Here is a 24395-nt window from a genome sequence, read left to right as displayed (position 1 = left end):
ACCATAAATTAAATCGCGTGCTTGGGCAGCGTCAGAATAAAGCGAGTGGCATGAGGGTCGGAAGTCACCGAGACTTTTCCTTGATGGGCAGTCACAATCGATTTCACAATCGCCAGACCAATGCCGCTGCCTTCACCCTTACGTTGTCGTGAAGGGTCCACTCGATAAAAGCGGTCAAAGAGTCGCGGAAGATGTTGCGGGGGAATGGGGTTTCCGGGATTCTCAACGACTATCTGCACCTGGCCATCCGCCTCTTTCACCCGCACGGTTACCGACTCGCCTTTTGGCGTATAGCGCATGGCATTTGACAGCAGATTACTCATTGCCCGGCGTAACATTAATGGGTCGCCTGAAACCCAGCATGCGCGCCCTTCAAAACGTAAACCAACCTCACGCTCTTCAGCCCAGGCTTCGAAAAAGTCAAATACTTTACCGACCTCATCAGCCAGATTGAGCGCTTTTTTTTCTGGGATCAGCTGATTGTTATCCGCCTGCGCCAGAAACAGCATATCACTCACCATCTTCGACATACGGCCAAACTCTTCGAGATTAGAATACAGCACATCTTCGAGTTCTTTTTGGCTGCGGGTCTGGCTGAGCGCAATTTCCGTTTGGGTGACGAGATTAGTTATTGGCGTGCGGATCTCATGAGCAATATCCGCCGAGAAGTTCGACTGGCGTTTAAATACGTCCTCGATGCGTTCGATCATGTGATTAAACGAACTCACCAGCTGTTCCAGTTCAATAGGAACAGCTTGCGGATCGAGGCGTACATCGAGATCTTTCGAGGTGATATTTTGGATGCGACGACTGACATTACGGATCGGTTCATGGCCTTTGTATACGGCGAAAAGCACGATAAAAACAATCATCATGCTAATCAGCGATGCTGTCATAATCAGCTTGTTTTTCAGATCGTTAATATAGTGCAGATGAAAGTCGATCGATAATGCCAGATACAAGGTATACGCTGGTTTTCCATCGGCAAGCTGTCCTACCGGCAGGCGAATCATTCGCCAGTTAGACGATGTTTTCTGTCCGTGGATATGTTTGGAGGTTTGCAGCGTGGGGCCTGAGATAATAAAAACGTCACTGGCATGGGCATTTTTATCCGGCCTTGCGCTGGCGATAAATTGCCGGAGATCCGGCGCATTGGGCGAATGAAAAATGGCCTTCTGGTTGCTATCTTCCAGAGAAATAATGACGTTCGAGTAACCCGCCACCACATTTTTTAGCGTTTCCAGGCGGCGTGATTCTGGCTCGTTGGGTTGGTTAATAATCCTCTCCAGCGTGGCGCTAATCTCTTGTAAATCGTTGATGTCCTGCTCGGCGAAGTGGACTTTCACGGAGTGGATCATTATCCATGCAAAGGCGAAAAATGAAGCAATTGTCGCCAGGCTGATAAAAAAGGTCAGTCGTGTCGCCAGTGAAAAAGGGCGCCGCCATCGTTTACTGGTCATCAGGAACCTCAAGCATATATCCCACACCGCGCACGGTCTGAATCAGTTTCGGCTCAAAATCGTTATCAATTTTGGCGCGCAGACGCTTAACGGCGACGTCGATGGCATTAGTATCGCTGTCAAAATTCATATCCCAGACCTGGGAGGCGATCAGTGAGCGGGGTAAAACTTCCCCCTGATGGCGCAGGAAAAACTCAAGCAGCGTAAACTCTTTGCTGGTCAGGGTGATGCGCGTACCGCTGCGGGTGACTTTCCTGCTGACCAGATCGACCATTAAATCCGCGACCTGAAATTGGCTTTCGACAATCACCGCAGCGCCCCGGCGCAGCAGCGTTCTGACCCGTGCCAGCAGTTCGGCGAAGGCAAACGGTTTAACCAGGTAATCATCAGCACCCAATTCCAGACCTTTAACCCGATGCTCAATGGTACCCAGTGCGGTGAGGAGAAGAATGGGCATTCCTTTGTTGGCGGAACGCAGCATCCGCACGATATCCCAGCCGTTTACATCCGGCAGCATGATGTCGAGTATGAGCAGGTCGTAATCGCCGGTCATCGCCAGGTGATACCCGTTCAGGCCGTTATCCGCTAAATCCACGACAAAACCCGCTTCCGTCAGGCCTTTTGTCAGGTATTCACCGGTTTTTTTCTCATCTTCGACTATCAAAACCTTCATCGCATTCTCCTTCTCGCACTGGTTGTGCGGACTTTCAATTCTAGGGAAGCGGGATCGGATAGCAATCTGTTATTAGGAAAATGACAGTTTTGTCATTTTCCTGTCACCGGTTAAACAGAGTCACTTCGTTAAAGTACAAGACTATAAATTCCTACTTATTTTAGGGACATCAGTCCGGTCAGGACGAGAAGAACTATGAGCAAATTTAAGCTTCTTACTCTCAGCGCTATATTCGTGCTCGCTGGTTGTTCATTGGCGCCGGACTATCAGCGCCCGGCTTTGCCGGTGCCACAGCAATTTTCTTTAAGCCAGAATTCCCTGGTGTCGGCTCCTGGCGAATACCAGGACACGGGGTGGCGAACCTTTTTTGTTGACGACCAGGTGAAGGCGTTGATTGGTGAGGCGCTGATCAATAACCGCGATTTACGCATGGCGACGCTGAAGGTTCAGGAAGCGCGAGCGCAGTATGGCGTCACGGACGCTGACCGTTATCCGCAAATCACGGCAGGCTCCAGCGGTACCTACAGCGGTAAATTAAAAGGTGATAGCAGCACCGATCGTGAATTCGAAGCTGGACTCAATCTTAGTTTCGACCTGGATTTCTTTGGGCGACTTAAAAATATGAGTGAAGCCGAACGGCAGAACTTCTTCGCCAGCGAAGAGGCGCGTCGGGCGGTGCATATCTTATTAATTTCCAACGTGTCGCAAAGTTATTTCAACCAGCGCCAGGCTTACGCGCAGTTGCAAGTTGCCGAAGAAACGCTGCAAAACTATCAGCGCTCTTACGCTTTTGTAGAGAAGCAACTGATAACCGGTAGCACCAACGTACTGGCGTTGGAACAAGCGCGTGGTGTGATTGAAAGTACGCGTAGCGAAATTGCCAAGCGTAAAGGTGAGTTGGCACAGGCCAATAACGCGCTGCAACTGTTGCTGGGTACATACGGGAAATTACCCGATGACCAGGCGCGCAGCCGTGGGGATCTTAAACCGGTAACGCTGCCGCCATCACTTTCATCGCAAATACTGTTGCAGCGCCCGGATATTATGGAAGCTGAGCACGGATTATTGGCGGCAAATGCCAATATCGGTGCTGCGCGGGCGGCATTTTTTCCGTCGATAACGTTGACCAGTTCCGTGTCCAGTAGCAGTAGCGATCTTTCCAATTTATTTAATGCCTCCAGTGGCATGTGGAATTTTGTCCCCAAAATAGAGCTTCCAATCTTCAACGCCGGACGTAATCAGTCCAATCTCGACCTGGCAGAAATTCGCCAGCAACAGTCGGTAGTGAATTACGAAAAAAAAATTCAGAACGCGTTTAAAGAAGTGGCGGATGCACTGGTGTTGCGCCAAAGCATTGCCGATCAAATTAGCGGGCAGCAGCGTTACCTGGATTCATTGCAAATCACACTACAGCGCGCCAGAGCGCTTTATCAGAATGGTGCAGTTAGCTATATCGAAGTATTAGACGCAGAACGTTCTTTATTCGCTACGCGGCAATCGCTGCTCGATCTTAATTACGCCCAACAGGTTAATGAAATTAAACTGTTTGCTGCCTTAGGCGGCGGTTGGGTGGAGTAATCCTTAATATTAACTTTTCAGGAGCATGATGTATGAATACTACCGCCAAAGCCGTACTGTTTAGCCTTTTCTCTGTGGTTATGTTTAACGCCCAGGCCAATGAAAATCAGCATGGCGAGATGATGAATATGCAGCCAGCGGCTCAACAGGAACAACTCATTAGTGCTACCGGGGTGATTGAAGCTGTTGATATGGAGAGTAAAAAAATCACGATCAAACATGACCCTATTCCAGCGGTGAACTGGCCGGCCATGACGATGCGCTTTACGCTGGTTGCTGATACGAAGGCTGATGATATTAAGCCTGGCGATAAGGTCGCGTTTACGTTTGTTCAGCAGGGAAATCTCTCTGTATTACGCGATATTCACATCAGTAAATAACGTTCTCGCTGGTCTCTTTTATTCTTGCCCGGGTTTTTGCGAACGCGGGCGAGACTATCGCGCAATGGAAATCACTATGGCGTCTTTAAATATTAAAAATACCGCGCTTATTCTCGGTAGCATGATTGCCGGCGGGATTATTTCTGTCGGTGTTTATACTTATTATTCATCGGCAAAAATATCGTCTGTAGCCGGACCAGTTCAGCAAAAAGAAGCCAGAAAAGTGTTGTTCTGGTATGACCCCATGTATCCGAACACGCGCTTTGATAAACCGGGTAAATCACCGTTTATGGATATGGATCTGATCCCGAAATATGCCGATGAAGAGACCGCGAACGCATCATCACCAGGCGTACGCATCGATCCTACACAGACCCAGAACCTGGGGCTGAAAACAGAGCCAGTGCGTCGTGGACCACTGCACTACGCGCAAACTTTCCCGGCCAACGTTAGTTATAACGAATACCAGTTTGTTATTGTCCAGGCACGCTCTGCGGGCTTTATCGAGAAGGTTTACCCGCTGACCGTGGGGGACAAAATTAAGCAGGGTTCGCCGCTGATCGACCTGACTATTCCTGATTGGGTTGAGGCGCAGAGCGAATATTTATTGCTGCGGGAAACGGGCGGCAGCGCGACGCAGGTGGAAGGGATTCTGGAGAGATTACGTCTGGCTGGAATGCCTGAAGCGGATATTCAGCGCTTAAAATCGACGCGTAAAATTCAGACCCGCTTTACTCTGAAAGCGCCTATCGATGGGGTGATCACCGCATTCGATTTGCGTACCGGTATGAACATTTCCAAAGACAATGTGGTCGCGAAAATTCAGGGTATGGACCCGGTATGGGTTAGCGCGTCGGTCCCGGAATCTATCGCCTGGCTGATTAAAGATGCCTCGCAATTTACCATCACCGTGCCCGCCTGGCCGGATAAGCCTTTCACCATCAGCAAGTGGAGTATCTTACCAAGCGTTGATGCTACCACGCGTACGCTCCAGCTCCGTTTACAGGTCGATAACCCCGACGAGGCGCTCAAGCCCGGGATGAATGCTTACCTGCAACTGAAAACACAAAGCGAGCCAATGCTGCTGATCCCGTCTAAAGCGCTGATTGATACGGGTACCGAGCAGCGGGTAATCACCGTTGATAACCAAGGCCGATTTGTGCCGAAACAGGTTGCGGTATTCCATGAATCTCAGGGGCTGACGGCTATCCGCTCCGGCCTGACCGAAGGCGAAAAAGTGGTGTCCAGTGGCCTGTTCCTGATTGATTCCGAAGCGAATATCTCTGGCGCACTGGACCGTATGCGCGCCCAGTACAGTAAGACGCAAGACGCAGCCGCCATGCCAGCCCAGGCGACCCATTCACACTGAGGACATGATAAATGATTGAATGGATTATCCGTCGTTCGGTGGCAAACCGTTTTCTGGTGATGATGGGGGCGCTGTTTCTTAGCGTCTGGGGAACCTGGACCATCATCAATACGCCGGTTGATGCGCTGCCCGATCTCTCTGATGTTCAGGTGATCGTCAAAACCAGCTATCCGGGTCAGGCGCCGCAACTTGTTGAAAATCAGGTGACCTACCCGCTGACCACCACCATGCTGTCGGTACCCGGCGCGAAAACCGTGCGCGGTTTCTCGCAGTTTGGTGATTCCTACGTGTACGTCATTTTCGAAGATGGTACCGATCCTTACTGGGCGCGCTCGCGCGTACTGGAGTATCTCAACCAGGTTCAGGGAAAATTACCGGCTGGTGTTAGCGCGGAAATGGGACCGGACGCCACGGGCGTCGGCTGGATATTTGAGTACGCGCTGGTGGATCGCAGTGGGAAACATGATCTGGCGGAATTACGCTCTCTTCAGGACTGGTTTTTAAAGTATGAGTTAAAAACGATTCCTAACGTGGCGGAGGTCGCTTCGGTAGGCGGCGTGGTTAAACAGTATCAGGTCGTTATCGATCCGATGAAGCTGACGCAATATGGCATCAGCCTGGCGGACGTGAAATCGGCGCTGGATACGTCGAATCAGGAAGCGGGCGGCTCATCTGTTGAGATGGCTGAAGCGGAATATATGGTTCGCGCCAGTGGATATCTGCAAACGCTCGATGATTTCAATAACATCGTTCTGAAAACAGGGGCCGACGGTGTACCTGTTTACCTGCGCGATGTGGCGCGCGTACAGATTGGGCCGGAAATGCGCCGTGGGATCGCCGAACTGAATGGCGAAGGCGAAGTCGCGGGCGGGGTGGTTATCCTGCGTTCCGGTAAAAATGCGCGTGAGGTGATCTCTGCCGTTAAAGCCAAGCTCGATACGCTGAAAAGCAGCCTGCCGGAAGGCGTAGAGGTAGTTACAACATACGATCGCAGTCAGCTCATCGATCGCGCCATTGATAACCTCAGCTACAAGCTGCTGGAAGAGTTTATCGTCGTAGCGCTGGTGTGTGCGTTGTTCCTGTGGCATCTGCGTTCGGCGCTGGTGGCGATTATTTCCCTGCCGCTGGGGCTGTGTATCGCGTTTATCGTGATGCATTTCCAGGGGTTGAACGCCAACATCATGTCGCTAGGGGGAATTGCCATTGCCGTCGGGGCGATGGTTGATGCCGCAATCGTGATGATTGAAAACGCCCATAAGCGGCTGGAAGAGTGGGGGCATCAGCATCCGAATGAAAAGCTGGATAACGCAACGCGCTGGAAGGTCATTACTGACGCCTCGGTAGAAGTCGGCCCGGCATTGTTTATCAGCCTGCTGATTATCACCCTGTCGTTTATCCCTATTTTCACGCTTGAGGGGCAAGAGGGGCGACTGTTCGGTCCGCTGGCGTTCACCAAAACGTATGCTATGGCAGGCGCGGCGTTTCTGGCCATTGTGGTTATTCCGATCCTGATGGGATTCTGGATCCGCGGAAAAATACCGGCAGAAAGCAGCAACCCGCTTAACCGTTTTCTGATCCGTATTTACCATCCGCTGTTGTTGAAGGTGTTGCACTGGCCCAAGACCACTATTCTGGTGGCGGTGCTTTCAATACTGACGGTTATCTACCCGCTGAATAAAGTCGGTGGTGAATTCCTGCCGCAGATTAACGAAGGCGACCTGCTGTATATGCCTTCGACATTGCCGGGGATCTCAGCGGCGCAGGCAGCGGACATGCTGCAGAAAACCGACAAGCTGATCATGACCGTTCCGGAGGTGGCGCGCGTGTTTGGTAAAACCGGTAAGGCAGAAACCGCAACAGACTCCGCGCCGCTGGAAATGGTTGAAACGACGATCCAACTGAAGCCGCAGGACCAGTGGCGTCCGGGGATGACGATGGACAAAATCATCGCCGAGCTGGACAAAACCGTACGCTTGCCGGGGCTGGCGAATCTGTGGGTTCCGCCGATTCGTAACCGTATCGACATGCTCTCTACGGGGATCAAAAGCCCAATTGGCATTAAGGTGTCGGGTAATGTTCTGGCAGATATCGACGCCACGGCGGAGCAAATTGAAGAGGTGGCCAGAACCGTGCCGGGTGTCTCTTCGGCGCTGGCCGAGCGTCTGGTGGGCGGACGCTATCTCAACGTAGATATCAATCGTGAAAAAGCGGCCCGGTACGGCATGACCGTAGGTGCAGTGCAGCTGTTTGTCACTTCAGCGGTAGGAGGGGCAATGGTGGGCGAAACGGTGGAAGGGATTGCACGCTATCCTATCAACCTGCGCTATGCGCAGAGCTATCGTGATAGCCCGGAAGCATTGCGTAATCTGCCGATTCTGACGCCCATGAAACAGCAAATTACGCTGGCGGATGTCGCCGATGTGACGGTGGTTTCGGGGCCTTCGATGCTGAAAACCGAAGATGCGCGACCAACCAGTTGGATTTACATCGACGCCCGAGATCGTGACATGGTCTCAGTGGTGAACGATCTGAAAAAGGCTATTGCTGAAAAGGTCCAGTTAAAGCCGGGGACCAGCGTGGCGTTTTCGGGGCAATTCGAGCTGCTTGAGCGCGCCAGCCATAAGCTCAAGTTGATGGTGCCAATGACGCTGATGATTATCTTCGTCTTGCTTTATCTGGCCTTCCGTCGCTTTGGCGAAGCGCTGCTGATTATCACCAGTGTGCCTTTTGCGCTGGTGGGCGGCATCTGGTTCCTTTACTGGATGGGTTTCCATATGTCGGTCGCAATAGGGACCGGATTTATCGCCCTGGCAGGTGTTGCTGCGGAGTTTGGCGTGGTGATGCTGATGTACTTGCGCCACGCTATTGAAGCCGAACCCGCGCTGGAAAATCCGCAAACCTTTACGGCGGACAAGCTGGATGAAGCGTTATATCACGGTGCCGTGCTGCGCGTGCGGCCAAAAGCGATGACCGTGGCGGTGATTATCGCGGGTCTGTTACCTATCTTGTGGGGGACGGGAGCAGGCTCAGAAGTCATGAGCCGCATCGCCGCGCCGATGATTGGCGGCATGATCACCGCGCCATTGCTGTCGCTATTCATTATTCCGGCTGCGTATAAGCTGATGTGGCTGCACAGACACCGTAGCCAAAAGTAATGCTTTGAAACGCTCGCCTGCGTCGGTTTGGTCGCCGAAGCAGGCGCTGCGTTATACCTCCAGTGCCTTCACGCGTTTGCGGTACTCGCCCGGCGTACAGCCAAATTCTCGTAAAAAGACTTTATGGAATGACGATTCGCTGGCGTAGCCCACCGACTCGGCCACCACAACCAATGGCTGCGACCCACGCGACAGCATCTGGGCAGCGAATTGCAGGCGTAAAGTGGTTAATACTGCGAGCGGCGTGGAGTTTGAGACTTCACGAAATAGCTGCGCGAAGCTGGCCCGCGACATATGCGCACGTTTCGCCAGTTCTTCCACGGTCCAGGCAAACGCCGGGGACTCCAGCATCATGAAGACGACAGCCCCTAGTTTGGGATGAAGCAGTAGATTCAACACGTTTTGAACGGGGGTCGCCTTGGTTAACCATTCGCGAACGGCTAAGGCGAACAGTGTGGCGCATTGTTGACTGCAGACTACACTGGAACCTGGCAGAGTACTCATGGATTCCTGTTGCATCAAAGCAATCATGGCCTTGAGCCAATGGCTGACAGGGCTATTTTCATCAGGTGCCAGAACCAATACTTCCGGTAACGCAGTTAAAAAATAGCGTGAGGAAGCGTGCAATCGAAGGCTGCCACAAACAATGTGTGTTTGTTCATCGCCAGACTGGCAGAGCCGATGTGCGGAGTTTTGTGGCAGGATCACGATAGTACCGGGCCGCAGAGTAAAAGATGTCCCATCGGGCATGTCCAGTTGGGCTGCACCTTGTGTGACCGTATGCCAGCGGATAATGGACAATTCACCTGCTGCGTGCGGCAGTTGCCAGTCCCTGCTCAGTAGGCAGTTTTGGTCAATTGAGCCTTGTGGGTCGTTAAGCATCAGTAATCGGCTAAGGGCATCCATGGAGACTCCTGGACATTTTTTTGTTGTCGTTTATTGAAACGCTATTATCTCTTTATTTCATTATTATATTAATACCTTCAAAGTGTTAGTGTAATGATTCATTCTCGAAATGTTAGTCATCTTTAAGGCTATTTTAGACGATCTGACAGTTATCGGCGAGTTGTGGATACATTGTTCAGGCAGAGTTAGAGCTATATTTCAGTTCATCAAACGAACAGTGACTTGGCGGAGAGACAGCATGAATCAGTATCAGGCGATTATTATTGGATTTGGCAAAGCGGGTAAAACGCTGGCGGCAACACTGGCCAAAACGGGTTGGCGGGTAGCGATTATTGAACAGTCAAACACCATGTATGGCGGGACATGCATCAACATCGGCTGTATCCCAACCAAAACCCTGGTACATGATGCTGAACTTCAGCATGACTTTACCGAAGCAATGCAACGCAAGGCCTCTGTTGTCAGTTTTCTGCGCGATAAAAATTTCCATAATCTTGCCGATCTGGAAAACGTGGATGTGATTGAAGGTCGTGCTGAATTCGTTGATAACCATACTGTGCGAGTCGTGCAGTCAACAGGCGAGATTGAGCTGAGCGGCGAGAAAATCTTTATTAATACTGGCGCCCAGTCAACGATTCCAAACGTTGAGGGATTAACCACGACACCTGGCGTATTTGACAGCACCGGGCTGTTGAATTTGACGCAACGTCCAGAGCGTCTGGGCATTTTGGGCGGTGGGTATATCGGCGTTGAATTCGCATCGATGTTTGCCAACTTTGGTAGCAAAGTCACTATTTATGAAGCAGCTCCGCAGTTTTTGCCTCGTGAGGACCGGGATATTGCTGACGCTATCGCCAACATTTTACGCGACAAAGGCGTCGAGCTGATCCTCAATGCCAACGTGCAGTCGGTCTCCTCTCATGATGGTGCAGTACAGCTGCACATGCCGGAGGGGGCCCAGACGGTGGATGCGCTGTTGGTAGCATCAGGTCGCAAACCGGCGACAGAAAACCTGCAATTGCAGAAAGCGGGTGTGGATGTAAACGATCGTGGTGCCATTGTTGTGAATAAATATTTGCGTACATCGGCAGATAATATTTGGGCAATGGGCGATGTCACTGGTGGATTACAATTTACCTATATCTCGCTGGATGACTTCCGTATTGTGCGTGACAACCTGCTAGGCGAGGGGTTACGTAACACGGGCGATCGCCAAAACGTACCGTATTCCGTCTTTATGACGCCGCCGCTTTCCCGCGTCGGAATGACTGAAGAACAGGCTCGCGCCAGCGGTGCGGCGGTGCAAGTCGTGACGTTGCCGGTAGCGGCTATCCCGCGAGCGCGGGTGATGAATGATACGCGTGGTGTTCTTAAAGCGGTGGTGGATAGTGAAACGAAACAAATATTAGGCGTATCGCTGTTGTGTGTAGATTCTCATGAAATGATTAATATCATCAAGACGGTTATGGATGCAGGGTTACCTTATACCACATTGCGTGACCAAATATTTACCCATCCAAGTATGAGCGAATCATTAAACGATCTCTTTTCTCTCATAAAATAATAATAGCGTAGTCTGCATATTTGCCCCACCCGTGTGGGGCTTTTTTTTATTTGTTTTTTATATTCCTGATACTAATTGACAGTTATTCTGGCGTTACGGATGAAATAAAATAAGGTGGCATGTCTTATTATATTCCCACTGAAATAACTCGTTAATGGAAATAGAAATGAACATGCTTAAAACTACGTTACTAATGACTGCGTTACTGACTGCTCCGGTGACATTTTCCGCGTTAGCGCAAACAGAGGTTGCCCACATTAGCGTATCAGCCGTGTCTGGCTCTCCTTCCGTGGTGGAAGATGCCATTGCGAAACTGGCGCAGGAAAAGAATGCGACTTCCTGGAAAATTACCTCAATGCGCATTGATAGCAGCACTCACGCAACGGCAATTTTGTACAAGTGAGGAGAGCCGGGATGGAAAAGTATCTTCGTATATTGGGCAAAGGCGATAGGGTTGGATTAACCTTGATTCGCCTGAGTATCGCGATTGTTTTTATCTGGATTGGTTTATTAAAATTTGTACCTTACGAAGCCGACAGCATTACGCCGTTTGTCGCCAATAGTCCGGTAATGTCATTTTTTTATGAGCATCCAGAAGAATACAAACAACATTTAACCCACGAAGGTGAATTCAAACCGCAGGCTCGTGAATGGCAGACGGCGAATAACACGTATACGTTCTCAAATGGCCTGGGCGTAGTCGAAGTTCTTATCGCTTTGCTGGTGCTGGCTAATCCTGTTAGCCGTTGGTTGGGATTAATTGGCGGCGTTCTGGCATTTGCCACACCAATTGTTACCTTATCATTTTTAATAACCACGCCAGAAGCATGGGTAATGCCACTGGGTGATTTACACCACGGATTTCCGTACTTGTCAGGCGCCGGACGGTTGGTGTTGAAAGACACGTTAATGTTGGCGGGAGCAGTGATGATCATCGCAGATTCATCCCGATCAATAATTAAGCAGCAGTATTGAATTTTTAACGTTGTGCCCTCTGTAAGATAGTAAGCCACTATAGTTCGATTCGGTACTTACCGGGCCAGCAGGATGCTGGCTTTTTTTCTGCCTTAAGGGAAATTTATTGTAAATATAAGATTATTCAGTTTAGAAGAATAACTAATCAGTTCTATTTCCCTGATTAATGATATAGTGCTGTAAGCATTTTTCCTCCTTCCTGTGAAAGCGCGGCAACCCGCATACTGCGTAGTCTTCCGGCCATAAAAGCTCCATTTTTCTCTATTTTTTTCTGTACAATTCTTGCTATTTGTTATCTCAAAATCATACCTCAAAAAAGCTTGTTATTCATTTTTGTTATAGTTAATCAACAAGTTCGCGTGGTTTTAGGCATGTCTTAAGCTAGAATTAATCCTGATTAAATGTTTTTACGTATCAATAACTGACTAAAGATAGTTAAAAACTTAATTTTTAACCAACTGTTTGACATGGAATCCACTATGGTAATTAAGCACCAGGGGTGGATGCTGATCTCGCGTTTTGTGAGTAACCAAAGGCGGGACATATCTTAAATATGGAAATAAGGGTTTTAGAATGAGCTTTGGCTTAGCAAAGGAAGACAAGTTTGAAATCATCGCTATCCTTCGTGAAGAGCTTCATAAGAAAACGAAACTGGAAATCCTGTGTGGAGACAGTAGCGTTATCACGCAGTTAGAGAAGATTGATTTCGAACGGTTTGTCATCTCCGGACACGGAGACATTGTTCCTGAAAAGGTCCAATACTTTATCCTGCACAGTGAAAGCGGGATTGTAAAATTTAGTGCCAGGTTCGAACAAACCTCGTCAGCAGGTGCGGAAGCAGGATTATCCTACTTCATCCCGGATATGATTTTCTTTGCCCAGCAGAGACAAAATCAGCGTTTTTCATTCCTGAAGGGTTATGACTTTTTCTGTTTTGGTCGTTACAAAAACGGAGAAAACTACTCTCTCAAGATTAAAAATATCTCGCAGGGTGGTTGTGCGTTAATCGTTAAAGATGTAAACGCCCGTTTTCTTTATAAAGATGCGGTGATTAAAAGTGCATCTCTGGATTTCGATACCTTTGGAAGTTTACAACTGGACTTAAAAGTGATCGATGTCGTCCCGATCAATGAATTTGATGAGGATAATCAGTTGTATTCCTGTCATCAGATTTCATGTGAGTTCGACTTTAAAAATCGTCGTGAAGAGACTGAAGTCGAGAAAATCATTATTAAATTTTTAATGAGTAACAAGATTAGAAGCTTATAAGGAACGGTGAACAGGATGTTGATGTGTGGCAGTGATAATTTTGTGGGCAATGGTATGTTTGCCTACCTGACCAGCAAACATGTACCGATACAAACATTCCAGTTTGAGGATATGTTGCATCAGTCATCATTATGCCAGCATCAAACCATGGTTTTTAATATCATTGATAATGAACAAGCGTGTTCAGACATTGTTCAGTTTTTGAATAAAAACCGATTCAAATTTTATAATAACGTCGTGGTGATTGTTGCTGATAGTTTGGTGGCGAAATTATGCGTAGAGTTATTATATGTCGAAAAAACAATAGTTTTGACTGAAAAATCTTCACTGCGTGATTTTGGTCAATTGGCAACATTATCAGTCGGGAAATGGAACCCCCGACTGTATCGTTCGCAGAAGAGATTAACCGAAAGAGAACAGCAGATCCTGAACTTACTGGTAAGTGGTTATACAGCCAAAGAAATTTCTGAGTTAGTTAGCCTGAACTATAAAACGATTCAGGCACATAAGATGAGAGTCGTCGCCAAGCTTGGCCTGACCAATACCTCTGATTTAAATAAGTTAATTGTCAGATTTACCCATCGTATGTCTTTTTTACCCTAACCTGACCATTCTTTTCTGATGTAATACACCTAATAGTAGATACAATTCGGGAGTGATTTTGACTGGTTTTTAATTTTATGATTTGTAGAGGGAGAGGGGAATGTTTAATTCCAATGAGGTGCTAACTGCGCTTGAAAAGGCTTTGAATACCAGTCAACTTTATATGGTTTATCAGCCTATTTTCAATTTGCATGCCCAGCGTATAAGCGGATTTGAAGCATTAATGCGTTGGAATAGTCCTCAGATGGGAATGATCTCTCCCGATGTTTTTATTACTTTACTGGAAGATAGCGGCAATATTATTTCCATTGAAGATATGGTTACTCACTCGCCGTGGGATGTTGCAACTTCCTGGCCTGACCCCATTGTATTATCCGTCAATATTTCCGCGCTTGAATTCTGCGATCCTCTGCTACCCCAACGCGTCAGACAAAATCTTGCCACTTCCGGATTGCCGGTCCATCGATGCCAAATAGAGGTCACGGAAACGTCACCGCTGTGCGACAGTCAGATTGCGGCTAAAAATATGACGGAATTAAAGGCGATAGGGGTCAAGCTTGCACTTGATGATTTTGGAACTGGCCATGCTAATCTTAATTACCTGTTGAAATATCCTTTTGACACCTTAAAAATTGATAAGGAATTTGTCACCGGTATTGAGCCCGACACCCGATCAACAAAGATTGTTGAGGGTATTATTTCACTGGCGCATAATTTTGGCATTGAAGTTCTTGCCGAAGGGGTGGAAACCCAGTCCCAGCTGGAGCGGTTGATGCAGATTGGTTGTGACAAAATTCAAGGCTTTTTCATTTCTCCCCCGGTGCTGGCAGAAGAGATCCCTTCACTCTTAGCACAATATAATCGTTAATCCCTCCTTTTCACGTTTCCCAACCCCTTGATTGTTCCGAGTTGCTGTTAAGTCTGTAGGCCTGATAAGCGTAGCGCATCAGGCGGCTTTGAACTGCAAAAAAAAGCCCCCTGCAGAACAGAGGGCTGGTGAGTTTATGTCAGCTTAGAACGATTTCTTAAACCCGATAGAGGCATTGACCGGCGCTTCTACCTGCGATTTACTGCCGCCGTTGCTGAATTGCGTACCCAGCTCACCGTAGACCTGCAGGTTTCTGTCGATGGACCATGACAGGCCGGCTGCAACTTCAGTGCTGGAGTACTGCTGTGAAGATTCCAGCGTGGTGGTGGCTACCGCATTGGTAAAGTGCGTTTTGTCTTTTGAACCCAGACCCTGCCAGACGTTTACCCTGCCATACGGCTGGAATTTGCCATGGTTGGTGTCATAGTCAGCGACCAGACGCACGCCCAGACGCGCGGTAAAGGAATCCGCAGTATCCATTTTCACTTTCGTTGGGGTCACACCATCCAGCGTGCTGTTATCAAAGTCGCTGTACTGGTAGATCAACTGAGCCTGAGGTTCCAGACTCCATGCGCTGGCACCTAAACGGAACGATTTACCTACCTCTGTCGACGCCGTCAGCGTGTTGCCTCTGACCGTATACGAGCCGTTGTTACCGGTCGCCTCCAGGCGGGATTTATGGTTACCGTACTGCAGGACGTTATCAACATACATACCGTCACCCGAGAACCAGGTAGCATAGCCGCCGACGTAAAATGCGTTGTCGTCGATGTTACCGCCTTTGCCATCGCTGCCTGTCTTCGTGCCTTTCACGTTGCTGTCGATATCAAGGATGCTGGTATACATCCCGGCTTTCCAGCTTTCGTTAGCATACATATCAACGCCGACCTGAATGCCCATGGTATGGGAGCTGGTTTGTGTACCGGCCGCGTCATCCAGTTTGGTTTTACCGGAGTAGCCAATCATTCTTGCCCACGCGCGATTGTCTTCATCAATGCCCGGTTTAACCTCGTCACCCATACGTTGGTGCATGTTACCCAACAGGCTAAGATCACCCTGACGTACGACGCTGGCGAGGCCAGAATACAGCATGGTTTCTGGACGGTATTCACTTCTCAGATACCAGTTCTCACCCTGGCCCTGAGCATTACCCGCATGCAGTTGGTACTCAAACGCACCTGCAGCCATACGATCGGCGGCAAGATGGAAGGCATCCCGCGACGTTTGTGCGGTGGTGGTTGCGCCATTGAGCGCTGTCACCACTTCGATACCATCCCCAATGGTCGGCGCACCGAGACCAGAACCATCGACATCCAGCAGCGTGCTACCGCTGGCTTTACCGCCATCGATAATCAGTCGGTCGGCAATGCCTGAGCCGCTACCATTCTGGATAGCCGCCATGTTGATAGTCCCTTTTTCGCCGGTGTAATCCCCTTTGACGGTTAAGGTTGTGCCAGTCTGCTGACCGATGAGCGAGACATCGCCACCGTTGCTCAGGCCCGCTACCGTTTGGTTGTAACCCTGAGTGTTCAACGTGGTGTCTGCGACCACATAGTGGTGCGATGCGCTACTCAGGGTGTTGGCATTACCCGCTTGCAACACGCCGTTGGCGATCAACGTCGCGCCGCTGTAGCTGTTTTCGCCTTGCAGCTCGGTAATGCCGCTACCGGTTTGATGCAACTGGCCTTTACCACTGATATTGCCGGTCAGCGCCAGGGTATCGCCACGATTGACGTTGAGTACGCCGTTATCAACGACATCCCCCTGAATGCTGCCGATATCACCGCCGTTACCCAGCTGTAAAACGCCTTGTTCGATGGTGGTGCCACCGGTGTAGGTGTTATCCAGCGTCAGGGTGAGGGAGCCTTTACCGGTTTTGGTCAGTTGACCGTTACCTTCGACTTCAGTCAGCAGAGAAACGTCATGCCCGTTGGTGTCGAATGTCCCGCCGCCGGATTCCAGCGTCACCTGACGGGCAGTATCAAACGCTTCGCCATACTTCAGCGTACCGCCATTAAAGGTAATTCCCGTATCTGCCGTACCCAGGTTGGTATCGCCCGCTACCTGCAGCGTCCCGGAGGTGATGGTCGTTCCACCGCTGTAGGTGTTGTCGCCTGTGAGGATGAGGGTACCGAGATCGCCTTTATTCAGGCCACCGGTACCACGGATAACGCTGTCGATAGTCGCGGTGTAGTTGGCGCCGTCTACTGTGCCATCGCCAACGCGAATCAGGGTGTTGGCCGTATCGGTGGTAATGGCTTCGCCGCCCACGCGATAACCATCGGTGGCGAACTGCGCGCCGCTGATGATGACGTCGCCTTTGCTGTTATCGACGGTCACGTTGCCTGCTTCACCCTGGAAGACGGCAAACGCGGCATCGGTAAACGGTGCGTTCAGCGCGCCTTCCGGCGTTGATTCATCGGTAGTCCAGTTGTCGTTACCCTTGCTGGATTGCCAGATACCGTCGCCGCCGTTGATGACGCCGTTGTTTTTCAGCTCGCCATTTTCACCACCGGTGCCGTCCCAGAAGCGCAGCGTTAGTCCTGCGTGGTTGACCAGGTTGACCTGATTTTTCACCGATGTCTGCACGTACAGGCTGTCAGCCGCTTCCGGCGCGTTAGCAATATCCATCACATTGTTGATCAATGTGCCGGTGTAGTTGATGACGCGATAGACGCCGACATCAAAGCTGCCGCCTGGTGAGGTTTCAATGTTGAGCTTACCGTCAAGCGTCAGATCGCCGTTTACGTCAATCAAGTCGTTGAAGGCACCGCCCGGGGTGTAAGCCTGACCAAACTGATAATCCAGCTGTGCGTTATCATTGAGCGTCAGCGAACCGGTAGTCAGTTTACCCACGCTGTTGATGGCCGCACCCGCAGTAATATGCGCGTCGTCCAGCACATCAACCGCGCCGCCAATAATCCCGTTACCGCCGAGCGTTGCCCCGGATTTCACTGTCACCTGGCCGGTAGCCGCAGACTGATTACCGTTGACCAGCAGCACGCCTTCATTGACGTCCGTGGTGCCGGTGTAAGTATTGTCGCCGGTCAGCGTTAACGTACCGTCACCGATTTTCACCAGGCTACCGTCGTTGCCGCTGATAATGCCGCTGATGGTGTCATCAAGATGCAGATTACCCAGCGACAGCTCTTTATTGCCCAGTTCGACATTACCTGCGCCGGACAACGAGCCGATCGATGTTGCGCTGTCGACTGCGCTGATATCGACCTTACCGCCCGCCAGGTTTTTAACGACGGTATTTTCTGCCATCGCCTGGTCAGCGAAGGTCATCAGTCCGCTGTTGTTCACGGTGGCATTGCCGCCGCTGGCGTCTTCTTCCAGCGCCAGAGTACTGTCTTTTGACACGTTAACCGTCGCGTTGCCCGCGGTGGTGTTGTTGGTTAACACCGCTTTCGCCGTACCCGTCAGGTTCAGCATTGCGCTCGCTGCGGTGACGTTATCTGCCAGCGTTAACAGGCTGTCGGCGATGTTCATAGTCAGGGATTTCAGGCTGGTATCTGTCCCGCTGACATTGAGCGTCGCGCCCTTATTGACGTTCACGGTGCTGCTTTCGTTACTGCCAAAGGCTCCGGTTTTGCTGACGTTGACCGTCACATTGTTGGCGTTTCCGGTACCGGCAATTTCTGTGTCGCCTTTGTAGCTGTTTGCGCGGTCGAGCGACAAGGTGCTGCCCGCATCGCTAGAGCTGCTGGTGACTTTCAGTTTACCGTCGCCAGTAATCTCACCTGTTGGCGTGAAGTGGTGCGAATTGAGATCGAACACCGCTGCGTTCTCATTCGCTCCCAGCTCGATGGTGCGATTGCTGGTCAGGTCCGCGCCCAGTTGCAGCGTTGAACCGTTATTGATTGCCAGGTCAGTTCCGCTCTGGCCGAGATTGCTGTCGGAGGAGATCTGCAACGTGCCGCCATCAATGCGTGTGCCGCCGCGATACTCGTTATCGCCGCTGAGGATCAGACGGCCAAGGTCGGTTTTCACCAGCGTCAGCTTGTCAGCAGTACTGGCTTCGCGGATAACAGACTCAATGGTCGCGGTATAGTTTTGCCCCGCGCCACCGGCGCCAACGCGCAGCAGCAGTTCGCCAGTTCCCGGCGTCTGGCCTGCGTGGCTCGCGTTTTCCGTGGTGGCATACGCGTTAAGCGCATCGCCTTTAACGACATAGCCATCGGCATCAAACTGTGCCCCGGAGAAGTTAACTTCTCCCGCGGCGTTGTCCACGGTAACTGTACCGCCTTTGGTGGTGAAGACGGCGAAGGACTTCTGTGCCCAAGGGGCGTTACCTTCACCGGTTGCGGAGGTCCAGTTGTTATCACCCTGGCTGCCGATTGCCATCCATTTGCCATCGCCACCGTCAATTTTGTTGTCGCCTTCAATGCCCGACGCGCCGTGGCTCTGATTGACGGTTGCGCCGTCCCAGAACTGCAGGGTAACGCCGTTGGCGTTCACCAGGTTGACCTGTTTGTCGATAGAGGTCTGGACAAAAATATTGCTCTTATCCTGGCTGTCCGGTATTGCGCCTAATTCCAGCGTCTGGTTATCCAGCGTGCCGCCGTAGTTATAGATACGGTACACACCCGGTCCGAAGTTACCGCCCTGTGAAGTGGTGACATCCAGAGTCCCGTCCAGTTGCAGATCGCCTGCGACGTTAATCAGATCGTTTAGCGCGCCGCCTGGCATATAGGCCTGACCCAGTTCGAAAGCGGAAGTCGTTTTGCTACCAAGCTGCAGATTACCGTTAATGGATAACGTACCCGCACCACTGTCACCGGCGCTGAGGGTCGTGGCATCGTTCATCAGCACGTTGCCGCCGATAGTGCCATTACCGCCAAGTGTGGACGTGCCGCTAACGGTGGTGGCACCGCGCGCCGCGCTTTGATCGCCATTCACCAGCAGCGTGCCGTTGGTAACGGTGGTGTCGCCGGTGTAGATGTTGTTACCGTTCAGACGGGTAATGCCGCCGCCGATTTGCTGTAGCGCGCCGATACCGGAGATCACGCCGTTGAGCAGCACGGTGTTGGCGCGATTAATCGCCAATATACCGTTGTCGATAATGTCTGACACGGCGCTGACTTCGCCTGTATTTCCGCCGTCGCCCAACTGCAGCGTACCGGTTTGAGCGATAGTGGTAGAGCCGGTGTAGGTATTGTTAGCGGTGAAGATCGTGGTACCGCCCGCCGCACGTTCGAACTTCCCGTCACCGCTGATGATACCGCGATAAATTTGCGCCGCTGAAGCATCACCCTGGGTATCGAAGATAACCTTGCTGTCTGCGCCCTGGGTCGTAACATTGTAATCGCCAATGCTTGCGGCAGTACTGGTCGGCTCGACGTGGTCGCCGGTGCTCAGGGTTGCGCCATTGTTTACGGCAATGGTTTTGCTTGCCAGCGTCAGGTTTTCTACGACGCGGACATCTGCGTTTGAGCCGCTGATGGTCAGCGAATCCCAACCGGTGCCGATGTTTGTACCAGTGGTCAGATTGTCGCTCACCAGCGTACCAATCTTCGCACCTTTCGTATCTGTGAAGGTGAGGGCGTTGCCGCTACCAGCTTCAGTAGTGATATGGCGTGTTTTATCCAGCGTCACATTGCCGATGTTAGCTTTATTGTTACCGCCAGTACCGGCGAAATTCACTTCGCCAGCATAGGTGCCGCTACTCCAGATAAAGGTGTCCCGGCCTTCGCCGGTATTGATTACGCCGCTGGTCACACCGCCGCTAATATCAATGGTGTCATTGCCTTTACCGGACTGAATGGCCACGGCCGTGTCGTTGGTAGCCTGCAGGGTTCCCCTGTTGGTAACGGTTTTACTGCGGTCGCCGCTGGCGTCAATCACCGGCGAGGTGGTGCTGGCAGAGATAATCTTGCCGGTGTTGGTGACCGCGCTGACGTTCTTCGCGATGATCGCCGAACCGCCTGCGCTGCTATGCACGTTGATGTCGGCATTGGTGGTGATACGACCGCTGGTATTTGCGCGGATACCGCTGCCTTCGCTGTTTAGTACCTCAATGGTATAGCCTTTGCCGATGGTCAGATCGCCCGTCACCGAACCGCCATCGCGTTGCTCAAAAGCGAATCCGGTACCTTTCCCGTTGACGTTGAGGATATTGTTCAGCCCATCTTTCATATTCAGCGCCACGCTGGTGCGGATCCCTGGGCCATCGTTGGCATTGATGGTCACGTCGTTGAGCGTGATATCGGTGTTGTTGGCATCGTTTTGAATGCCAGCACCAGTCCCTTTCGCGCTGATAGTCACACCTTTTGCAGACAGCTTACCGGCTCCCGTATCGAGACGAATACCATCGGCCGTACCATTGGTCGTGATGGCATCGCCGGTAGTACCGGTAATACTCAGGCTTGCACCATTGGTCAGCAGAACCCCTGCGGTTCCATCATCAACGGCTACCTGGCCCAGTCTTTTTATCTGGGCGCTGGCACCTGAAGCCAGTACGCCAATACCGTTGCTGACATGCAGGGCTCTGGAAGAGTTGTTAGTTAAGCTCCCGCCTTCTTGCACATCAACGCCGATGCTGTTTACGCTGTCCAGATCGATAACCGATTTGGTGTTGAGGATCAGGTTACCCAGATTCCTCGCCACATAGGCGATAACCTTGTTGCCGCTGGTTTCAGAGGTAATGCTGGCATCAGAGGTGAGGGTTGTCTCCACCGTTTTACCCTGTTCGGAGCCGTTTAAATTATGCCCCTTGCCGTCAACAATCCCGGCAGTGGTTCCTACACCGGTCAAATTGATGATGGTTTTATCGCTAATATTACCGCTTGCACCGCCTTCAATCACAATGGCAGTTGCGCCCATCCCCCCAATGTTGAATGTCGCTTCACCGGTGACAACGTCAGTACCTTTCCCTGTACCCAGTACACCAACAGAGTTGTTACCGCTGAGTGATAGTTTTAGATCGGAGTAAGCTCCGCTCACGGGGTCCTTACTGTTACCGGCAAATTTGGCACCCTCAGCAACACGGAAGATAGTGGTATTAACCTGACCATTATCATTCATCTCCGTCTTGCCAATGTTAGCGACAGCATTGGAGCCGTATAAAAAGTAGCCTATCTGGTCGGTGCTGTTAAATACAGGGCTACTGTCGTTATTGATATTCGCCGTCGCACTGCCACGAACGTGCACCCCGATGTCCCCGGTGCCCTTCAGCGTAATACCGGAAGAGATATCCGCAATCGCCTGCTTTCCAGCGGAGCCTTCAACCCAAATAGCGTAGTTACGCTCGTTGGTACTACCTTCACCGTTCACTGTAATTTGACCGGCCTGGCTGGTGGTGACTTTGGCATCCGAGCTGTCTGCACGAACATGAATGCCAATATTACTTTTGCCGTTAACATTAATCTGGCCGTCATTACGAATAGTTTGACCAGCATTTGCGCCGCTGTTATGCACCGACATCCCGTAGTTTGACAGTCCGGATGTCGCACCATTAACTGAGATTTCGCCGGAGTTGATAACATTCCCGCTCGCACCAGCGACCAGTAAGCCGGCTGCGTTACGTACGCCGGTTCCGAGGGTAATTTTCCCTTCGTTAGTCACAGTCCCTGCGCCGCGCACATGGATACCTGCGCTGAGGTTAGCGCCGCCAGTCAATTCGACATCCTGTGCGGTGTTAGAACCATCACGACCGAGATAAATCGTGGCGTCAGTACTGTTAGTGAAATTGGCATTTTCAGCCACTTCAACGCCATAAGCGGTACCTTTCCCGAAGGAGGCGCCGTTGGCGTTACCGTCCACCACATTGATCGTTTTGTTGTTAACCCCGGTTGAGTCTCCTGACAACAGCATCCCAATGGCCAGCGTAATTGGCGTTGTTACCGTGGTATTGGTATCCCAGGGGTTGGCCGCAGAGGCGGTACCATAGTTACCTGTTGTGACAGCCTGGTTTATGATGCCATCGTTGGTGACAGTACTGGTCCCTTTGCCCTGCATACCGATAGCGCCGTAGCTATTTACAGACTGTCGTCCATCTTTATCGATGAACAAACCGGAGTTGATGGTGCCGGTGTTGGTTGCCGTAGCGTTTTCCGCCAGCATACCAATCGCCAGACTGTGGCCTGTGGAAGTACGCAGTGCGTTGAGGGAACCCTGGTTCGTAATGACAGCGCCATCTGCGCCTTTCATCACGCCATTAATGCTGCCATCTACCGCCAGCACAGAATCTTTGGTCACAGTGCCGGTCGCACCCGCGCCATGCGCGTAAACGGCGTGCAGCTCGGTATTACCGATCGTGGCGTTATTGGTATGGCTTTTACCATCCTTCCAGACCTGGTATTGCCAATCAACCGAGCCGGTTACGGTATCGGATTGCAAAACGCTGCTAATCAGATCCGCATACCAATCTTCAACGTCTTTGAGCGACATCGTGCCGCGATTGGCATCCAGCATCAGCTGAAGTTGACTGACCTTTTGCCCCTGCGAATTTAAAACCGTTGCATCACTTTCGCCCAGCAGCCAGTCGTTAAGATCGCCCAGTTCCTGAGTATTGGTGATATCAAACTCCTGAGTGCCGGTTTTCACTGCATCACCGTTGCTATCGAATCCGTAGGTATCGATAGTCAATACTTTGCCGAACTGGTCCATTGTCTGAGAACCGTTAAAGGTTTCGTTCGGGACGACGGGGGCGGCGCCAAAAGAGATGTAGTTATCGGAAATCCAGTTAACCTTGCTGCCTGTACCGCTGGCTTCAAGCAAGGCGCTATTTTTGGCAAGGAGTTTGATGGTGTTTTCTGCATCGCGGGCATTTTTCTGATCGTTACCAATGTTCAGATTGGCCGTCGAACCGTCGCTGGCCTGCGCAATGCCAAAGTTGTTGTAGATTTTAGAAAGGGTTGAGTCATAGGTATTTAACGTTATGCCATCTAACGGAGTTTCGGTCAGATAGCGAACCAGTTCATCGGTGTTGTAGACCTGCATAGCCGCAGGGGTTTCTAATGCAGGATCGATGATAGGAATTTCTTTATCTTGCGAAGGTGTCGTTGATGGCTGGTTGAAGTAATACTTTTTCAGTTCTTCAACTTCGGTAATCGGGGTGCTAACGCCCCCAATGTTCGCCGTGAGCGTAATCTTCTTTTGCTCTAGCAACTGCTCAATAGTGGCTGATTCGACCAGCCCGGTTTGGCCTTGTTCAATTTTCGGCAATGCGCCAGTGACGTTTAACACTGCACCGTTAGTGGCGTTCTTGTAGAGGAAGCCATCATTGTGGATGTCGTCGTTCGTGCCCGGTTGAATAACAATATTGTTATAATCAACGGAAATATCATGATCGCCAGTTTCATCCGCCATAACAAGCGGAGAGGTGCTGAGTAATGCCGTTGCTGCCAATACTGCAACCGTTTTACGCGAGCTGCTTTTTTTCTTTCCTTTTGTTAATTCAGAAACGACTACCCAGATACCGAGCGCCGCGTTCCAAATAATGCTGTAAACTTTGTTCATATATAACCCTCGTCTACATTCCTGTTATGCATGTGTTAATACATTGAGTTGTTGGCTATGGTTGGCACGCGGATGTGCTACCCGGTAATAGATTTTTGGGAATAGGGTTTCCTTCCGTGCGATGCGGAAT

The 24395-nt window shown here is 50.9% G+C and carries 14 protein-coding genes; 10 read left to right on the top strand and 4 right to left on the bottom strand.

Annotation, left to right across the window (positions count from 1 at the left end):
- Positions 1 to 8 precede the first annotated feature (8 nt).
- A complete protein-coding gene (locus OGX94_RS24590) occupies positions 9 to 1460 on the bottom strand; it encodes a Cu(+)/Ag(+) sensor histidine kinase (protein WP_003831136.1) in 1452 nt (483 codons plus the stop codon).
- Complete coding sequence (gene cusR, locus OGX94_RS24585; RefSeq protein ID WP_003831137.1) at positions 1450 to 2133, bottom strand: copper response regulator transcription factor CusR; 684 nt, start codon at positions 2131 to 2133, stop codon at positions 1450 to 1452. The genes OGX94_RS24590 and cusR overlap by 11 nt, the downstream gene beginning before the upstream one ends.
- Before the next feature lie 195 nt (positions 2134 to 2328).
- Between cusR and OGX94_RS24580 the strand changes: the two genes are divergently transcribed.
- The 4 genes from OGX94_RS24580 to OGX94_RS24565 all read left to right on the top strand — a co-directional run bounded on the left by OGX94_RS24580 (position 2329) and on the right by OGX94_RS24565 (position 8615).
- Positions 2329 to 3711 (top strand): efflux transporter outer membrane subunit, encoded by a 1383-nt coding sequence (locus tag OGX94_RS24580; RefSeq protein WP_286570108.1) that lies wholly within the window; start codon positions 2329 to 2331, stop codon positions 3709 to 3711.
- 32 nt (positions 3712 to 3743) lie between these two features.
- Positions 3744 to 4091, top strand: coding sequence for a cation efflux system protein CusF (cusF, locus tag OGX94_RS24575; RefSeq protein ID WP_008784023.1), 348 nt, complete (start codon positions 3744 to 3746; stop codon positions 4089 to 4091).
- A 76-nt stretch (positions 4092 to 4167) separates the two neighbouring features.
- The gene (locus OGX94_RS24570; protein WP_257661455.1) at positions 4168 to 5460 is read left to right on the top strand and encodes an efflux RND transporter periplasmic adaptor subunit; all 1293 of its coding nucleotides are present in this window, start codon (positions 4168 to 4170) and stop codon (positions 5458 to 5460) included.
- Between the two features lie 11 nt (positions 5461 to 5471).
- A complete protein-coding gene (locus tag OGX94_RS24565; protein ID WP_286570105.1) occupies positions 5472 to 8615 on the top strand; it encodes a CusA/CzcA family heavy metal efflux RND transporter in 3144 nt (1047 codons plus the stop codon).
- Between the two features lie 51 nt (positions 8616 to 8666).
- Here the strand turns inward: OGX94_RS24565 and rclR are convergent, their stop codons facing one another.
- Positions 8667 to 9521 carry a reactive chlorine-specific transcriptional regulator RclR gene (rclR, locus tag OGX94_RS24560; RefSeq protein WP_048214745.1) on the bottom strand — a complete coding sequence of 285 codons (855 nt, stop codon included), beginning with the start codon at positions 9519 to 9521 and terminating at the stop codon, positions 8667 to 8669.
- A gap of 238 nt (positions 9522 to 9759) precedes the next feature.
- On the opposite strand from rclR, the gene rclA reads away from it, so the two are divergent.
- The 6 genes from rclA (at position 9760) to OGX94_RS24530 (ending at position 14800) form a co-directional block, all read left to right on the top strand.
- The gene (rclA, locus tag OGX94_RS24555; RefSeq protein WP_003831143.1) at positions 9760 to 11085 is read left to right on the top strand and encodes a reactive chlorine resistance oxidoreductase RclA; all 1326 of its coding nucleotides are present in this window, start codon (positions 9760 to 9762) and stop codon (positions 11083 to 11085) included.
- A gap of 172 nt (positions 11086 to 11257) precedes the next feature.
- Positions 11258 to 11488 carry a reactive chlorine resistance periplasmic protein RclB gene (gene rclB, locus OGX94_RS24550; RefSeq protein WP_032934543.1) on the top strand — a complete coding sequence of 77 codons (231 nt, stop codon included), beginning with the start codon at positions 11258 to 11260 and terminating at the stop codon, positions 11486 to 11488.
- Between the two features lie 11 nt (positions 11489 to 11499).
- A complete protein-coding gene (gene rclC, locus OGX94_RS24545; protein ID WP_003831145.1) occupies positions 11500 to 12060 on the top strand; it encodes a reactive chlorine resistance membrane protein RclC in 561 nt (186 codons plus the stop codon).
- Between the two features lie 573 nt (positions 12061 to 12633).
- A complete protein-coding gene (locus OGX94_RS24540; protein ID WP_003831147.1) occupies positions 12634 to 13329 on the top strand; it encodes a flagellar brake protein in 696 nt (231 codons plus the stop codon).
- A gap of 21 nt (positions 13330 to 13350) precedes the next feature.
- Positions 13351 to 13932, top strand: a complete 582-nt coding sequence (locus OGX94_RS24535; RefSeq protein ID WP_185879271.1) for a helix-turn-helix transcriptional regulator — start codon at positions 13351 to 13353, stop codon at positions 13930 to 13932.
- Positions 13933 to 14032: 100 nt separating this feature from the next.
- Positions 14033 to 14800 (top strand): putative bifunctional diguanylate cyclase/phosphodiesterase, encoded by a 768-nt coding sequence (locus tag OGX94_RS24530; protein ID WP_003831149.1) that lies wholly within the window; start codon positions 14033 to 14035, stop codon positions 14798 to 14800.
- A gap of 144 nt (positions 14801 to 14944) precedes the next feature.
- On the opposite strand, the gene OGX94_RS24525 is transcribed toward OGX94_RS24530, so the two are convergent.
- Entirely contained in the window at positions 14945 to 24265 is a 9321-nt protein-coding gene (locus tag OGX94_RS24525) for an autotransporter outer membrane beta-barrel domain-containing protein (protein WP_257661458.1), read from the bottom strand.
- Positions 24266 to 24395: the final 130 nt, after the last annotated feature.

It is taken from the genome of Citrobacter sp. Cpo037 (assembly GCF_030332945.1).
In the GTDB taxonomy this organism is placed as follows: domain Bacteria; phylum Pseudomonadota; class Gammaproteobacteria; order Enterobacterales; family Enterobacteriaceae; genus Citrobacter; species Citrobacter portucalensis.
Note: the sequence above shows the minus strand (reverse complement) of the source record. Positions and strands in the feature narration are given on the sequence as shown.

Excerpts from the sequence above, each read along its gene's own strand:
- OGX94_RS24580 (WP_286570108.1), top strand. The coding sequence starts at position 2,329 with ATGAGCAAATTTAAGCTTCTTACTCTCAGCGCTATATTCGTGCTCGCT.
- OGX94_RS24525 (WP_257661458.1), bottom strand. The coding sequence starts at position 24,265 with ATGAACAAAGTTTACAGCATTATTTGGAACGCGGCGCTCGGTATCTGG.
- OGX94_RS24565 (WP_286570105.1), top strand. The coding sequence starts at position 5,472 with ATGATTGAATGGATTATCCGTCGTTCGGTGGCAAACCGTTTTCTGGTG.
- OGX94_RS24540 (WP_003831147.1), top strand. The coding sequence starts at position 12,634 with ATGAGCTTTGGCTTAGCAAAGGAAGACAAGTTTGAAATCATCGCTATC.
- OGX94_RS24590 (WP_003831136.1), bottom strand. The coding sequence starts at position 1,460 with ATGACCAGTAAACGATGGCGGCGCCCTTTTTCACTGGCGACACGACTG.
- rclA (WP_003831143.1), top strand. The coding sequence starts at position 9,760 with ATGAATCAGTATCAGGCGATTATTATTGGATTTGGCAAAGCGGGTAAA.
- rclC (WP_003831145.1), top strand. The coding sequence starts at position 11,500 with ATGGAAAAGTATCTTCGTATATTGGGCAAAGGCGATAGGGTTGGATTA.
- cusF (WP_008784023.1), top strand. The coding sequence starts at position 3,744 with ATGAATACTACCGCCAAAGCCGTACTGTTTAGCCTTTTCTCTGTGGTT.
- OGX94_RS24530 (WP_003831149.1), top strand. The coding sequence starts at position 14,033 with ATGTTTAATTCCAATGAGGTGCTAACTGCGCTTGAAAAGGCTTTGAAT.
- rclR (WP_048214745.1), bottom strand. The coding sequence starts at position 9,521 with ATGGATGCCCTTAGCCGATTACTGATGCTTAACGACCCACAAGGCTCA.
- rclB (WP_032934543.1), top strand. The coding sequence starts at position 11,258 with ATGCTTAAAACTACGTTACTAATGACTGCGTTACTGACTGCTCCGGTG.
- OGX94_RS24535 (WP_185879271.1), top strand. The coding sequence starts at position 13,351 with ATGTGTGGCAGTGATAATTTTGTGGGCAATGGTATGTTTGCCTACCTG.
- OGX94_RS24570 (WP_257661455.1), top strand. The coding sequence starts at position 4,168 with ATGGCGTCTTTAAATATTAAAAATACCGCGCTTATTCTCGGTAGCATG.
- cusR (WP_003831137.1), bottom strand. The coding sequence starts at position 2,133 with ATGAAGGTTTTGATAGTCGAAGATGAGAAAAAAACCGGTGAATACCTG.